The following is a 14,529-nucleotide window of genomic DNA, read 5'->3' as shown; positions in this document are numbered from 1 at the left end:
CGTCTTCCTGGCCGCCGCAGCAGACGGCGCCCGAAGCTGACCCTCTCCGGACATTCCGGCGGACCCCGCAGGGGGAGGGTCGGTGGGAATCCGGGGTCCCCGCCTCATCAAGGAGGCCATCACACCCTGTTCCGCTGAGGAACACGTTCCGGGAGGAACCACCCAGTCATGCCCAAGACGGCATACGTGCGCACCAAACCGCACCTCAACATCGGCACCATGGGCCACGTCGACCACGGCAAGACGACCCTCACCGCCGCCATCACCAAGGTCCTCGCCGAGCGCGGCGCCGGCACGTTCGTGCCCTTCGACCGCATCGACCGCGCCCCGGAGGAGGCCGCCCGCGGCATCACCATCAACATCGCGCACGTCGAGTACGAGACCGACACCCGCCACTACGCGCACGTCGACATGCCCGGCCACGCCGACTACGTCAAGAACATGGTCACCGGGGCCGCGCAGCTCGACGGGGCGATCCTCGTGGTCTCCGCGCTGGACGGGATCATGCCGCAGACCGCCGAGCACGTCCTGCTCGCCCGCCAGGTCGGCGTCGACCACATCGTCGTCGCGCTCAACAAGGCGGACGCGGGGGACGAGGAGCTCACCGACCTCGTCGAGCTCGAGGTCCGCGAGCTGCTCTCCGCGCACGGGTACGGCGGCGACTCCGTCCCCGTGGTGAGGGTCTCCGGGCTCAAGGCCCTTGAGGGCGACCCCCGTTGGACCGGGGCGATCGACGCGCTGCTCGACGCCGTGGACACGTATGTGCCCATGCCCGAGCGGTACGTGGACGCACCGTTCCTGTTGCCGGTGGAGAACGTGCTCACCATCACCGGACGCGGAACGGTCGTCACCGGGGCCGTCGAGCGCGGCAGGGTACGCGTCGGCGACCGCGTCGAGATCTTCGGCGCGGACACCGACGAGGCGGCGACCGTGGTCACCGGCCTGGAGACCTTCGGCAAGCCCATGGAGGAGGCGCAGGCCGGGGACAACGTCGCGCTGCTGCTGCGCGGAGTGCCCCGCGACGCGGTCCGCCGCGGCGACGTCGTCGCGGCCCCGGCCAGCGTCAGCCCGAGCCGCCGCTTCACGGCCCAGGTGTACGTCCTCTCGGCGGCCGAGGGTGGCCGGACGACACCGGTCGCCACCGGCTACCGCCCGCAGTTCTACCTGCGGACCGCGGACGTCGTCGGCGACGTCGACCTCGGCGAGAGCGCCGTCGCCCGGCCCGGGGACACCGTCACGATGACGGTCGAGCTCGGCCGCGACATGCCCCTGGAGGCGGGCCTCGGTTTCGCGATCCGCGAGGGCGGGCGCACCGTCGGCGCGGGCACCGTCAGCTCCGTAGGCTGAACCGCACCGCCCGCCTCCCGCACCCCGCGGGAGGCGGGCGGTCGCACGTCGGCCACACTGGACGCCGGCACGGGCAGGGAGGTCTCAAGTGGCGGGCAGGGCACTCGTACTCGGGGGCGGCGGCCTCTCCGGCATCGGCTGGATCTCCGGAATCCTCCACGGCCTCGCCGAGGCCGGCGCCGACCTGTGGGACGCCGACACCGTGATCGGCACCTCCGCGGGCTCTGTCGTCGGCGCCCAGCTCACCTCCGGCAGACTGCCCCCCGCCGAGCTGTACGAGCGCCAACTCGGCGCGCCCGTAGGGGAGATCGCCGGGCACCTGAGCGCCGCCGCCACCCTGCGCCACGCCCGCGCCGCGCTCTCTTCCCGTACGCCGGAGGACTTCGGCCGCAAGGTGGGGCGCATCGCTCTGGCTGCCGACACCCCGGACGAGGCGACGCGCCGCGCGGTCATCGCGGGGCGGCTCGTCTCCCACAGCTGGCCCGAGCGGCCGTTCCTGGTGACGGCGGTACGGGCGACGACCGGCGAGTTCCGTGTCCTCGACCGGGGCAGCGGCGTCGGCCTGGTCGACGCCGTCGCGGCCAGCTGCGCCGTGCCGGGCGTCTGGCCGCCGGTCACGTTCGAGGACGACCGCTGGATCGACGGCGGCGTCCGCTCTCCGGCCAACGCGCACCTCGCCGAAGGCCACGACCGCATCGTGATCATCGCCCCGATCGCCGCGGGCGGCGGCACCCTCGAATCGGCCCGCGCCCAGGCGGAACGCCTCACCTCGAACGGGGCGAGGGTCACCCTCATCACCCCGAACCGCGCCACCAGAAAGGCGATGGGCCACAACAGCCTCGACCCGACACGCCGCGCCCCCTCGGCCCGCGCGGGCCGGGAACAGGCGGCGGCGCATGTGGCGGGCGTGGCAGAGGTGTGGGGCTGAGGCACGCTGCGGCGAATGCCGTCCCGCACCACCCGCCGGGCGCCGACGACCCCCCGCGCACCCGCCCGGCGCCCACCACCCCCACCTGCCCGGCACAATGGACGGGTGGACGAGCCGATACCCGTGACCAGGACCGTCGATCACGGCACCGCCAAGCTGATGCCCGACGTGGACCGGCGCAGGGCCTGGCTGCTCACGGTCGACGGTGCGCCGCAGTCGTACGTCGATCTGGACGCGCCGGAACACCTCGAATTCGAGTACGCGCGCCGGCTCGGGCATGTCCTCGACTGTGCGGACGAACCCGGAAAGCCGCTCGACGTGCTGCATCTCGGTGGTGGCGCGCTGACCCTGCCGCGCTATGCGGCGGCGACGCGGCCCGGCTCGCGTCAGGACGTGGTCGAGGCCGACCGGGGGCTGCTCGCCCTGGTCGCCGAGCACCTGCCCGTCGCCGACGGCGCCGGGATCACCGTCCACGGGGCCGACGCCCGCACCTGGCTGGAGTCGGCCGACGCCGACAGCGCCGACGTACTCGTGGCGGACGTCTTCGGCGGCTCCCGCGTCCCGGCCCACCTGACCACCGTGGCGTACGCCGAGGCCGCCGAGCGGGTCCTGCGCCCCACGGGCGTCTACGCGGCGAACCTCGCGGACGGCACGCCCTTCGCCTTCCTCCGCTCCCAACTCGCCACGTTCTCAACGGTGTTCGAGCATCTCGCGCTGATCGCGGAGCCCGCCGTGCTGCGCGGCAGGCGCTTCGGGAACACGGTCCTCGTGGCCTCTCACGAGGAACTCGACATCGCGGCGCTCGCCCGGCGCGCCGCGGCCGACGCGTTCCCGGCCCGCGTCGAGCACGGCGCTCAGCTGCGCCGCTTCACCGGCAGCGCGAAGCCCGTACGGGACGAGGACGCGGTGCCGTCACCCGAGCCGCCCGGCGGCTCCTTCGGCATCGGCTGAGACGAGCTCCGGCGCGGGCTGCTCGGTGGTGTCGGGGCGGCGCGTCAGCCGGCGTACCTCCGGCACGAACAGGACCGCGCCCGTCGCGATGACGACGAGCGCCGCGCAGCCCCACAGCGCGGGGGCCAGGCCGAATGCGGCCTCCGCGGGGCCCGCGAGCGCGGTGGCGACCGGCACCATCGCGACGGAGCCGAACCAGTCGTACGCGGAGACCCGGGACAGCTTGTCCTCCGGGATCTCCTGGTGCAGTGCCGTCATCCAGGAGACGCTGAACACCTCGATCGTCACGCCGCTCACGAACATCACGCAGACCAGCACGGCAAGAGGCACCGGTACCGCGAGCGCCGCCGAGGGCAGCGCCAGCGGGAACACGCACAGGGTCCCGGCGAGCAGCAGCCGCCGCGGCTTCCACCGCATCATCAGCAACGCCCCGGCGACGGTCCCGACGCCGAACGCGCCGAGCGCGAGCCCCCAGGGTCCGGGTCCGCCGAGGGAGTCGCGCGCGACCAGCGGGCCGAAGACCGCGTCGGCGGCGCCGACCACCGCGACCACGACGGAGAACTGCGCGACGACGCCCCACAGCCACGGCCGGCCGATGAACTCCTGCCAGCCGTCCCGCATATCGGCGAGGAGGCCACCGCCGGGCTCGCGCGGCGCGATATGGCTGACGTCGAGGAACGAGCGCAGGGCGCCCGCGACGGCGAACGCGACCGCGTCCACGGCGAGCACCCAGCCGGGCCCGACGGCCGCGACCATCGCGCCGCCGAGCGCCGCGCCGCCCACGGCCGCGCCCGACATCGCCATCCTGAAGAGGGCGAAGGCGCGGCTCGCCTGCTCCCGGTCGACCGACGACATCAGCATGCCTTCGGCGGCGGGGTTGAAGAAGGCCTGCCCGGTGCCGCCCAGCGCGCTGAGCAGCATCATCTGCCACAGCTCGGGCTTCCCGGTCAGGACGAGCAGCGCGAAGGCGCCCTGGGAGAGGAAGTTGAGCGCGTTGGCCGCGACCATCACGTGGTGGCGCGGCAGCCGGTCGGCGACGGCTCCGCCGACGAGCAGGAACAGGACGAGTGTCAGGGTGCGTGACGCGGCGACGAGGCCGACGTCCCCGCCGTCGCCCCCCGTCTCGAGCACCGCGAACGCGGACGCGATCAGCGCGCCGTTGCTGCCGAGCGTCGTCACGAACGCCGCCAACGCCAGCAGGCTGTAGTTGCGGCCCGCCCACGCGGGTCGGCGGGGTCTGAGCGGTGAGGGGGCGGCAGAGTTCACTGAGGGACTATCGCCGCAGTGGGTCCGACTTGCCAAACGAGATTCTTTCGGCCTGGCCGAACCTGATTGTTACCGGCGCGTCACTCCGATAGATTGATCATGAATCTTCGTGTCATGTTCACGATAAATCTGCCCCCGGGGACCGGCTGGTTCTCGAGGAAAGGGATGAAATGCGGAAGTACTTCTCGTCTTTCCTGGCCGCGGCCGCGCTCGCCGGCGCCGCCGCACTCCCCGTCGTGACGGCGGCGCCGGCGTCGGCGGCGGCGACCACGTGTGCGCCGGCCAGCCACGACTACACGGTCGCCGAGGAGAAGGTGCCGGTCCACTCCTCGATCTCGGGGAACGCGGCAGTGATCGACTACGTCTACAAGAACAACTCGGTGCACGCCTACTGGGCCTGCACCAACAGCTCCGGCAACCCGTGGGTGTGTATCGGCAGTTGCAAGGTGACCGAGGACGCGATCTCCGGCAGGTGGGTCTACCGGAACTACCTGCGCTGATCGGATCACGCCGCTGACAGCGTCCGGCCTGTCCCTTCACCGGGCGGTCCGGACGCTGTGCTGTGTGCGGCTCAGTCCACGCCGGGGTCGCCCTGGAGCCGTACGGTGCTGAGGATCTTCTGCACCGTGGCGTCGGGGACCTCGTCCTTCACGCCCTTGGCACCGTAGAACGTCCAGGAGACGAAGTCGCCCTGGGAGTTCTTGAAGGCGAACACGGTGGCCTTGCCGTCCGTGTCGCACTTGCCGGTCTTCGGCACACCGGACGATGTGGTGGTCGCCACGCTGCCCTTGACGCCGGAAGCGGTCGTGAAGTCCTTCGGCTTACCGATCTTCAGGAGCTTCTTCGACGCGTTCTTCTGGTCGGTGTAGCCGCCGAACACCCACCACGCCGAGTCGTTGCGCGCGACGTCCTGGGTGTTCTTGGCGCCGTTCTGCCCCTTGGTGCCCGCCCCGGCGAGGGCGCTGTCGTCCACGGTGCCGTCCTTGTCGTCGTCGGACGTGCACCACTTCTCCTTGAGGAACGCGGGTGCGGACATCGTGATGAGGGGCTTGGCGCCCTCGTCCTTCGCGTCGTCGAAGCCGGTGATCAGGCCGTCCGACTTGACGACCCAGTCGGCCGGTACGTCGAACGCGGTCCCGTACTTGGGGTTCACGACGACCTGCCAGCCCGCGATGGTGGCCTTCGGCGCGTTCGACGGGTCGCGCGGGTTGACGTCGTCGCTCGCGTCGGGGCTCGGGTCCTTGGAGGCGGACTTCGTGGGGGACTTGGACGGCTTGGGGTCCGCCTTGTCCTCCTTGTCGCCCCCGAGAACGAGGAACCCGGTCACGCCGGCGGCGACCACGACGGCCGCGGCCGCGACGATCGCGGTGATCTTCGTCTTGTTGCCGCCGCCGTTACCGCTCGGCGGCTGGGGAGCGCCGAGCGGGACGGTGGGAGCGCCCCACTGCCCGGGAGGCTGCTGCCCGGGCTGCTGCTGGTACGGATTGGGCTGCTGCTGATAGCCCGGCTGCTGATAGGGGTTGGGCTGCTGCTGGTACCCCGGCTGCTGGTACGGATTCTGGTCCTGCGGGTTCTGCTCGCCCCCGGGCGGCTGCTGTCCTGGCCACATGGCGCCCAACAATAGAGGTCCCGGCAGCCGCCGGGGCCGTCGCCCTGTACCGGACGTGCAACGGTTCGCCGGCGGCCGCGTTTGCGCGCCGTGTCTCAGGAGTCGCTGACGTCCACGAGCCGCACGGTGCTGACGATCTTCCTGACCGTCGCGTCGGGCACCTCGCCCTTGACGCCCGTGGGCCCGAAGAACGACCAGGACGCGAAGTCGCCGTCGGCATCCTTGAAGGCGAACACGGCGGCCTTGCCGTCGGAGGAGCACTTGCCGTGCTTCTTCTGCTTGACGCCCGTCGAAGAGGCGGTCACCAGGCTGCCGGTGAGGCCGGACGCGGTGGTGTACGACTCCGCCGGCTTCGTGGTGATGCTCTTCTTGTCGGGCTGCGCGTACGCGCCGTAGACCCACATCGTGGCGTCCTTGGTGGCGGCGTCCTCGGTGCTCTTGGAGCCGTTGTTGCCCCGCGACCCGGTCGCGCCGAGCGAGGACTCCTCCTCGTTGCCGTCCTTGTCGTCGTCGGAGACGCACCACTTCTCTTCGAGGAACGCAGGGTTGCTCATGGCGATGAGCGGCTTCTCGCGCGGGTCGCCTTCTTTGGAGACCCAGTTGACCCATCCGTTCGACTTCACCAGCCAGGTGGAGGGAACGTCGAACGCCATGCCGTGGTCGGTGTTCACCACGGTCTTCCAGCCGTGCACGGTGGGCTCGACACCGCCGCCCGCGCGCGGGTTGCCGGTCGCGCTCGGCGCTGCCGCCGAGGACTTCGTGGGGCCCGGCCCGGCGTTGTCGCCCTTCTTGTCTTTGTTGCCGCCGAGGACGAGGACCCCGGTGACCACGGACGCGACGACGACCGCGGCGGCGGCCACCACGGCGATGAGGGCCGTCCGTCTGCGCTTCGGAGGTTCGGGTGACGGCTGGGGTGAACCGGCGGGAATCGTGGGCGCGTTCCAGACCTGCGGTCCGGACGGCTGCGCATACGGGTTCGGCTGCTGGTACGGATTCGGTTGGCGGCCCTGCGGGTTCTGCTCGCCCCCGGGACCCTGCTCTCCTGGCCACATGGCGAGCAACGATAGAGCCACTGCCGGACCGAGGATGGCCAAGGTCGCTACTCGTGGGTAACATCACGCACCATGAGCGCAGAACAGATGTCGATCGGCGAGATGCTCGCCGCCACCGTGCCGATGGCCCGGACCCTGAACATCGAATTCCTCGAGACCACCCCGGAGAAGGCCGTCGTGGCCCTGCCGGACCAGAGCGAGTACCACAACCATGTCGGCGGACCGCACGCCGGAGCGATGTTCACGCTCGGCGAGTCCGCGAGTGGCGCGATCGTCCTCGCCGCCTTCGGGGACCAGCTCTCGCGGGCGGTGCCGCTCGCGGTGCGCGCCGACATCGCGTACAAGAAGCTCGCCATGGGCCCCGTCACGGCGACGGCCACGCTCGGCCGGCCGGCCGCCGACGTGGTCGCCGAGCTCGACGCGGGGGAGCGCCCCGAGTTCCCGGTGACCGTCGCGATCCAGCGCGCCGACGGTGCGGTGACCGGGGAAATGAATGTCGTCTGGACGCTGCGCCCCAACAGCTGAGCCGGACATCTCCGTTTCCCTCGAACAGGTAGGCTGCCCGGCATGCGCACCCGGGGGAGCGTGCGCCGGGCACACGCCCACCGACACGGGAGGAATCGGCGTTGCACGTCCAGGAGTGGCTCGACACGGTACCGGCGGTCGCCATCTATGCCCTGGTGGCCGGCGTCATCGGGCTCGAAAGCCTGGGCATCCCGCTGCCTGGAGAGATCGTCCTGGTCTCGGCTGCGCTGCTGTCGTCCCAGCACGGTGACGTCAACCCGATCATCCTCGGTGCCTGCGCCAGCGCGGGAGCCGTCGTCGGCGACTCCATCGGATACGCGATCGGGCGCAAGGGTGGACGCCCCCTGCTGGCCTGGCTCGGCAACAAGTTCCCGCGCCACTTCGGCGAGGCCCATGTCGCGACCGCCGAGCGCTCCTTCGAGAAGTGGGGCATGTGGGCGGTCTTCTTCGGCCGCTTCGTCGCCCTGCTGCGCATCTTCGCGGGCCCGCTCGCGGGCGTGCTGCACATGCCGTACTGGAAGTTCCTCATCGCGAACTTCCTCGGCGGGGTCATCTGGGCCGGCGGCACGACCGCCGTCATCTACTACATCGGTGTGGTCGCCGAGGACTGGCTCAAGCGGTTCTCGTACTACGGGCTCGCCGCGGCCGTGCTGATCGGCGTGGGCTCCATGCTGATCGTCAGGCGCAAGGCGAAGAAGGCGGCGGCCGAGGCAGAGCCGGTCCCGGCCGCCGACTGACCAGGCCGGTCAGCTGTCCTCGTGCGCCGCGCGGTGCGCCTTCGCCAGTTCCACGTAGAGCGTGCCGTTCAGGGTGATGCCCGCGCGCTCCTCGTCGGTCAGCGGGCGCTTCACCTTGGCGGGCACCCCGGCGACGAGTGAGCCCGGCGGGACCTGCATCCCCTGCGGGACGAGCGCCTGGGCGGCGACCAGGGAACCGGCGCCGATCACCGCGCCGTTGAGGACCGTGGCGCCCATGCCCACGAGGCAGTCGTCCTCGACGGTGCAGCCGTGCAGGACCGCGTTGTGTCCCACGGAGACCCGCTCGCCGACCGTCACCGGGAAGCCGGGGTCGACGTGCACGGTGCAGTTGTCCTGGATGTTGCTGTCGGCGCCGAGCGCGATCGGGCCGCAGTCCGCGCGCAGCACCGCGCCGTACCAGACACTCGCCCCGGCGTGGAGGGTGACCTCGCCGATCACGACCGAGGTCGGCGCGGCGAACGCCTCCTGGTCGAGGTCCGGGTCCTTGCCGCCGATCCCGGTGATGAGTGCCTGCTGGCCCATCGCTGTTTCTCCTCTTCCGTGCTTCCGCACCGACCGTGTCGCGCCAGAGCGAACCGTACGGGACGGCCCCGGGCAGGTGCCGCGTGGGGCGAAGATCACAGGCCATGGCTCCGCGCGGTGGCGTACGGCTGAGTAACGTGAGGCTGTGCCGAAGAACTGGAACGCGTTCTCATCCCGTGACTTCACCGGACGCCTCGCCCATCGCGCGGTGCAGGCGGGCTGGCGCCTGGCGCAGCGCGCGGGCGCGGTGACCGCCGCGCATCCCGGCCGCTACCGCTTCGGATCCCTCGGCCACGGCACCAAGTTGGCCTTCCCGCAGGGCACGGTCTTCGGCGAGCCCTGGATCCATCTCGGCGCGCACTGCATCATTGCCGAACAGGTCACTCTCACCGCGGGCCTGATGCCCGACCTCGACCTCGGGTCCGAGCCGATCCTGCGCATCGGCGACGGCGTCGTCCTCGGCCGCGGCAGCCATGTCATCGCCGACACGACGGTCACGATCGGCAGCGACTGCTACTTCGGGCCGTACGTCTACGTGACCTCGACCAACCACTCGTACGACGACCCGCATCAGCCCATCGGCAAGCAGTGGCCGCGCATGGAGCCGGTGGAGATCGGGCCGGGCTGCTGGATCGGCACCGGCGCGGTGATCCTGCCGGGCGCGCGGATCGGCCGGAACGTCGTGGTGGCCGCCGGTGCCGTCGTGCGCGGCGAGGTGCCGGACCGCGCGGTCGTGGCCGGCGCGCCCGCCCGGGTCGTACGGAGCTGGGACGAAGAGAACGGGTGGCAGCCGCCGCTGCGCACACCCACCCCCGCCCCGATCCCCGAAGGTGTCACCCCAGAGCAGCTCCTCGCGCTCGCCGACCTGGAGGAGCTCGAAGAAGGCGCCCAGCCGGGCGCGAGCGCCTAGGGCCTTTCGTTCGGATCAGGATGGGCTCGCGGGGGCTGGTGCCGCACCTCGCGGCGTTGTCGTGCGTCGTCGACTCCCCGAGCTCTCGGCTGCGCTCGCGCAGGGGGACCCCCATCGCGTCGACTCCCTCCTCCGCCGTGCAACTGCACGCGCCGGATCCCGCTCCCTGATCCAGCCTGATCCAAACGAAAGGCCTTAACCCGTCGCCAGCAGCACGGTGCCCACCAGTGCGAGACCCGCCCCCGCGGCCTGCACCCCGCGCAGCCGCTCGCCGAGGAAGCCGCGCGCGGCCAGCGCCGTCACGACGGGGTAGAGCGAGGCGAGCACGGCGGCCACGGTGACCGGGCCCTGCTGCGCCGCCATCGCGTACGTGCCGTTGGCCGCAACGTCGGCGAGGCCCACGAACGCCAGCGCCGGGAGCGCCGACCGGACGACCTGCATCCCGCCGTCCTCGGGAAGCGCCCGGCCGCCGCGCCGCACGGACACGTACAGGGCCGTGCCGCCCGCCGTCACATTGGTCACCCGCTGTACGAAGAGCGCCAGGAAGAGTCCGGTCACGGTGGTCGAGGCCTCCGCGATCAGGGCCATCACCGCGCCGAAGCCGAACGCGGCGAGCAGCGTGAGCAGAACTGCCTGACGCTGCACCGGTGCGCCCCTGAACTGCGGACCGCCCGCCAGGATCACCCCTGCGACGGCCACGCCGATCCCCGCGAACTGGAGCAGCCCCGGACGCTCCCCGAGCACCAGGCCGACGGCGACGGGAACGGTGACGCCGAGCGAGCCGAGGGGCGAGACGACGCCCATCGGGCCGAGGGCGAGCGCCTTGTAGAAGGCGAGCATGGCGACCGGGCCGACGAGACCGGCCGCGACCGCGAACCACAGCTGCGGTCCCGCCTCGCTCCAGGCGCCCGTCGCCGCCACGATCGCGCCGAGCACCACGACGGCAATGCTCTGCGAGACCACCACGACCGTGAGCGCGGGAGTTCGCCGGGTGAGGAGCCCTCCGCCGAAGTCGGCCAGGCCCCACATGAGGCTCGTGGCCAGGGCGAAGAGTGCTGTCATGGTCTGCCTCGCAGTACAGTGTGGTGAACATCGGTGAATGCTTTGTTGCACTACACGTTAGTTCAATGAATTGAACTCTGTCATCCAGAATATTGGACGGAATGTGTCGGACCTCGACCTGCTGACCCAGTCACTCGGCCGCAACGTCAAGCGCTGGCGCACCGAGCGCGGCTTCACCCTGGACGGTCTCGCGACGCGCGCCGGAGTCAGCCGCGGCATGCTCATCCAGATCGAGCAGGCCCGCACCAACCCCAGCATCGGCACCGTGGTCAAGATCGGTGACGCGCTCGGCATCAGCATCACCACCCTGCTCGACTACGAACAGGGCCCGAAGGTCCGCATCGTCCCGCCCGAGCAGGCCGTACGCCTGTGGAGCACGGACGCCGGCAGCTACAACCGGCTGCTCGCCGGAACCGAGGCCCCCGGCCCCCTGGAGATGTGGGACTGGCACCTGGAACCCGGCGACGGCAGCGGCTCCGACCCGCACCCCGCGGGCACGGTGGAGCTGCTCCATGTGACGGCCGGGGAGCTGACCCTCGTCGTGGACGGCGCCGAGTACCGCGTGCCCGCCGGATCCAGCGTCTCGTTCGAGGCCGACGCCTCGCACACCTACCGCAACGACGGCACCGAGACGATGGAGATGACCATGGCCGTGTCGGTGCCGCCCGTACGCTGAGACGCCCGACTCGGCCGCCGCGGACGGCTGTTAGCGTGCCGACATGCGCGCACCCATCGGAAACTTCGACCACGTCCGCCCCGCTCCCGAGGCGCTCGACCTGCTGACGGACCCGGTGGCCGACGCCGTACGCAACTGGCACGGCACGGTCCCGGCGGAGCAGCTGATCCATGTGGACACCGAGCCCGAGTGGGCGGACACGGCCACGTTCGTCGAGCACTACGGCCCCGAGCTGCTCGAGGACTCCGCGAACTGCGTCGTCGTCGCGGGCAAGCGCGGCGGCGAGGCGACCCTCGCCGCCTGCCTGGTCCTCTCCGGCACCCGGGTCGACGTCAATGGAGTCGTACGCCGTCAACTGGGTGCCCGTAAGGCGTCGTTCGCCCCGATGGAGACGGCCACCGGCGCCACCGGCATGGAGTACGGCGGCATCACCCCGATCGGGCTGCCCGCCGACTGGCCGCTCCTCGTGGACGCGGCCGTCGTCGACCGGCCGCACGTCCTGATCGGCAGCGGAACGCGCCGAGGCAAGCTCATCGTGCCCGGCAAGGCCTTCCTCGACCTGCCCGGCGCGGTGGTCCTCGAAGGACTCGGCGTGAACTGACCCCGCCCGCCGGTGAACGAAGCCGGAGGCCGCCGCGTCTGAGGAGCGGCTCCGCGCAGCAGCGCGGGGTGGGGCGGAGAGACGGGTGGGGCGAAGTATGAGAATCCGGACGGTGACCGTGCTGGCTGCGGCGTTGGGGGCACTGGCATCCGTGGCGGCCTGCGGCACGGAAGTCCCCGAGGATCTGGTGGTGACCGGCTCCGCGCCGGCCGTCCCCTACCGCGGTCCGCTCAAGGCGAAGGCGCCCGATATCGACGGCGACGAGGACAACGTCCAGGGCGGGGGCGCCTCCGTCCGCGCCCTCGAATGCGCCGGCAAGCCGTACCAGGGCGGCGGCGGGGACGACGGCTGGGGCGCGTCGGACGGCGCGGACTCGCCGGACGAGGCCCTGAACGCGCTCGTGGCCGACGAGCTCGCCCGGTCCCTGCCGCGGCGCGGCTATCGCGTCGAGCGCGAGGCGGGCCGCCGCGTCCTGTACTCGTACGACGTCGGCGGCCGCACCCGCGTGGCCGTGATCGTCGCCAAGGACCTGCCGCGCAGGCCGGGTTGGGGTCTGGAGACGTACGCCCAGTGCGATCCGTCCGAGTTCGCACGCCGGGACCGCGCCCACCTCGACATCCGGGTGTGGGCGGATCGGGACGGGCGTCCGGTGCCCGCGTCCGAGATCTTCAGCGCGGCCGGGCCCGAGCACTGCGACTGGCAGTCGGTGGAGTTCCTGCACCTCGGCGACCGCCAGTATCTCCGGGACCCCGAGCATGCGCTGTCCCGCGAACTCCTGCACTCCTCGTACGCGCCGAAGACCCAGCTGCCGGACGGGGCTACGGACACCGGGTACCGCGACGGGCGGCGCCAACTGTGGCTCTCCGCCGACAGGTCCGACGCGTATGTGCGGACCGGGGGCGGCGTGGAGCGGTGGCCGGGGGCGATCGAGCCGATCGCGTGCATGTGAGGACGGGGGCGCTTAGGCTCCATCTCGGGGCAAGCGCTTTCCACGGCCTGTCCCGCTCGCCCCTGCCCCGCTCCGCACGGCCTGGATGAGGAGCCCCCGTATGCCCTCCGAAACCGCCCTCCCGTCGACCGACTTCTCACATCCGCTGCCCGGAGCCGTCGGCCTCTCCCATCTGAACGCCTACGAGTGGGAGGCCGCCGACGGTGTGTGCGGCGGCACCCCGCATCTGCACCTGGTGTGCACTGAGGCCTACGTCGTCACCGGCGGACGCGGCGCCGTCCAGACACTCAGCCCCGGCGGCTACCGCGAAGTCCCCCTGGAAGCGGGCTCGGTGGCGTGGTTCACGCCGGGCACCGTGCACCGGATGGTGCAGCGCGGCGACTTGCGCATCACCGTCCTGATGCAGAACAGCGGTCTGCCCGAGGCCGGGGACGCCGTTTTCACCTTCCCGCCCGACGTGCTCGCCGACCCCGAGCGCTACGCCGCCGCCGCGGCACTCCCGGCGCGGACGGGACCCCTGGCGGAGGCGGCCGCACGGCGGCGGCGCGACCTCGCCGTCGAGGGCTATCTGCCGCTGCGCGAGGCGCTGTTGGCCGGGGACGACGTGCCCTACCTGGAATTCCAGCGGGCCGCGGCGCGCCTCGTCCGGGACAAGGTGCCCGCCTGGCGCGAGCTGTGGCGGGCCGGCGCGCTGGCCACCGCCGAGCGCACCGGAGCCCAGCTCGCGGCCCTCGAATCCGGCGACCCGTCCTACCTCACGGGATCGGCCTCCTACGACACGGGTCCCACCCGGCGCGGCGGCTACGGCATGTGCGGCCGCCGCGACGAGTACGAGCTGCCCGGGATGACGCTGCCGCAGCGTGACGTGTGACTGCCGCCTCGAGTGCGGCAGGTTCCGGGGTGGAGGGACTCAGCCCAGGCGGGGGATCTCGATCGCCGGGCACTTGTCCATGACCATCGCAAGCCCCGCGTCGCGCGTGCGCTCGTACGCCGCCTCGTCGATCACGCCGAGCTGGAACCAGACCGCTTCCGCGCCGATCGACCGGGCCTCGTCGGCGACCTGGCCCGCGAGGTGGGAGTTGACGAACGCGTCGACCACGTCGACCTTGAACGGGATCTCTCCGAGGGACGCGTAGCCCTGCTCGCCGTGGACCGTCTCGGCCTTCGGGTGGACCGGCACGACGCGCTTGCCGAAGCGCTGGAGGACCTCGGCGACGCCGTGCGCGGCGCGCGCCCTGTTCGACGAGAGGCCCACGACCGCCCAGGTGTCACCGAGCTCCGTGAGGATCCTGCGGACCGTCTCCTGATCGCCGTACATGCGCTGCCTCCTGGGGTCGACGGGTGTCCACCGTGGTCAACAGAGCGGTGCCGTG

The 14,529-nt window shown here is 71.8% G+C and carries 17 protein-coding genes; 11 read left to right on the top strand and 6 right to left on the bottom strand.

The genetic code is table 11. From position 1 onward, the window contains the following. Positions 1–168 precede the first annotated feature (168 nt). The 3 genes from tuf (at position 169) to ACWFR4_RS30355 (ending at position 3,226) form a co-directional block, all read left to right on the top strand. Entirely contained in the window at positions 169–1,347 is a 1,179-nt protein-coding gene (gene tuf / locus ACWFR4_RS30365) for an elongation factor Tu (RefSeq protein ID WP_453463736.1), read from the top strand. Positions 1,348–1,435: 88 nt separating this feature from the next. Then, positions 1,436–2,275, top strand: coding sequence for a patatin-like phospholipase family protein (locus ACWFR4_RS30360; protein ID WP_453655437.1), 840 nt, complete (start codon positions 1,436–1,438; stop codon positions 2,273–2,275). A 105-nt stretch (positions 2,276–2,380) separates the two neighbouring features. Then, positions 2,381–3,226, top strand: coding sequence for a spermidine synthase (locus tag ACWFR4_RS30355; protein ID WP_453463731.1), 846 nt, complete (start codon positions 2,381–2,383; stop codon positions 3,224–3,226). Here ACWFR4_RS30355 and ACWFR4_RS30350 read toward each other — a convergent pair. Then, entirely contained in the window at positions 3,188–4,492 is a 1,305-nt protein-coding gene (locus ACWFR4_RS30350; RefSeq protein WP_453463728.1) for an MFS transporter, read from the bottom strand. The two genes, ACWFR4_RS30355 and ACWFR4_RS30350, sit on opposite strands and share 39 nt — an antisense overlap. 170 nt (positions 4,493–4,662) lie before the next feature. Between ACWFR4_RS30350 and ACWFR4_RS30345 the strand changes: the two genes are divergently transcribed. Beyond that, entirely contained in the window at positions 4,663–4,992 is a 330-nt protein-coding gene (locus ACWFR4_RS30345; RefSeq protein WP_453655436.1) for a hypothetical protein, read from the top strand. Positions 4,993–5,063: 71 nt separating this feature from the next. Here the strand turns inward: ACWFR4_RS30345 and ACWFR4_RS30340 are convergent, their stop codons facing one another. Together ACWFR4_RS30340 and ACWFR4_RS30335 are read right to left on the bottom strand one after the other, a co-directional pair. Beyond that, positions 5,064–6,101 carry a hypothetical protein gene (locus ACWFR4_RS30340; protein ID WP_453655435.1) on the bottom strand — a complete coding sequence of 346 codons (1,038 nt, stop codon included), beginning with the start codon at positions 6,099–6,101 and terminating at the stop codon, positions 5,064–5,066. Positions 6,102–6,196: 95 nt separating this feature from the next. Further along, positions 6,197–7,153, bottom strand: a complete 957-nt coding sequence (locus tag ACWFR4_RS30335; protein ID WP_453459732.1) for a hypothetical protein — start codon at positions 7,151–7,153, stop codon at positions 6,197–6,199. 87 nt (positions 7,154–7,240) lie between these two features. Here ACWFR4_RS30335 and ACWFR4_RS30330 point away from each other — a divergent pair, with 87 nt between their 5' ends. After that, the gene (locus ACWFR4_RS30330; RefSeq protein WP_453459833.1) at positions 7,241–7,678 is read left to right on the top strand and encodes a DUF4442 domain-containing protein; all 438 of its coding nucleotides are present in this window, start codon (positions 7,241–7,243) and stop codon (positions 7,676–7,678) included. Positions 7,679–7,779: 101 nt separating this feature from the next. Continuing rightward, a complete protein-coding gene (locus ACWFR4_RS30325; RefSeq protein WP_453459735.1) occupies positions 7,780–8,415 on the top strand; it encodes a DedA family protein in 636 nt (211 codons plus the stop codon). Positions 8,416–8,424: 9 nt separating this feature from the next. Here ACWFR4_RS30325 and ACWFR4_RS30320 read toward each other — a convergent pair whose 3' ends face one another. Then, positions 8,425–8,958 (bottom strand): gamma carbonic anhydrase family protein, encoded by a 534-nt coding sequence (locus ACWFR4_RS30320; protein ID WP_453655434.1) that lies wholly within the window; start codon positions 8,956–8,958, stop codon positions 8,425–8,427. 145 nt (positions 8,959–9,103) lie between these two features. Here ACWFR4_RS30320 and ACWFR4_RS30315 point away from each other — a divergent pair, with 145 nt between their 5' ends. Then, positions 9,104–9,868 (top strand): acyltransferase, encoded by a 765-nt coding sequence (locus ACWFR4_RS30315; protein WP_453459741.1) that lies wholly within the window; start codon positions 9,104–9,106, stop codon positions 9,866–9,868. A gap of 195 nt (positions 9,869–10,063) precedes the next feature. Here the strand turns inward: ACWFR4_RS30315 and ACWFR4_RS30310 are convergent, their stop codons facing one another. Then, on the bottom strand, positions 10,064–10,930 hold the full coding sequence (locus tag ACWFR4_RS30310) for a DMT family transporter (RefSeq protein WP_330280339.1): 867 nt from the start codon (positions 10,928–10,930) through the stop codon (positions 10,064–10,066). Positions 10,931–11,033: 103 nt separating this feature from the next. Here ACWFR4_RS30310 and ACWFR4_RS30305 point away from each other — a divergent pair, with 103 nt between their 5' ends. The 4 genes from ACWFR4_RS30305 (at position 11,034) to ACWFR4_RS30290 (ending at position 14,027) form a co-directional block, all read left to right on the top strand. After that, the gene (locus tag ACWFR4_RS30305; protein WP_326714133.1) at positions 11,034–11,606 is read left to right on the top strand and encodes a helix-turn-helix domain-containing protein; all 573 of its coding nucleotides are present in this window, start codon (positions 11,034–11,036) and stop codon (positions 11,604–11,606) included. 43 nt (positions 11,607–11,649) lie between these two features. Beyond that, positions 11,650–12,207: a YbaK/EbsC family protein gene (locus ACWFR4_RS30300; protein ID WP_453655433.1), complete on the top strand. Its 558-nt coding sequence runs from the start codon at positions 11,650–11,652 to the stop codon at positions 12,205–12,207. A gap of 112 nt (positions 12,208–12,319) precedes the next feature. Then, positions 12,320–13,156 (top strand): hypothetical protein, encoded by an 837-nt coding sequence (locus ACWFR4_RS30295; RefSeq protein WP_453655432.1) that lies wholly within the window; start codon positions 12,320–12,322, stop codon positions 13,154–13,156. Between the two features lie 100 nt (positions 13,157–13,256). Next, positions 13,257–14,027, top strand: a complete 771-nt coding sequence (locus ACWFR4_RS30290) for a cupin (protein WP_453655431.1) — start codon at positions 13,257–13,259, stop codon at positions 14,025–14,027. 39 nt (positions 14,028–14,066) lie between these two features. Here ACWFR4_RS30290 and ACWFR4_RS30285 read toward each other — a convergent pair whose 3' ends face one another. Then, positions 14,067–14,474, bottom strand: coding sequence for a CoA-binding protein (locus ACWFR4_RS30285; RefSeq protein WP_453459750.1), 408 nt, complete (start codon positions 14,472–14,474; stop codon positions 14,067–14,069). Positions 14,475–14,529 lie beyond the last annotated feature (55 nt).

It is taken from the genome of Streptomyces sp. NPDC055140 (assembly GCF_053607285.1).
This window is presented reverse-complemented; position numbering and strand designations above follow the sequence as displayed.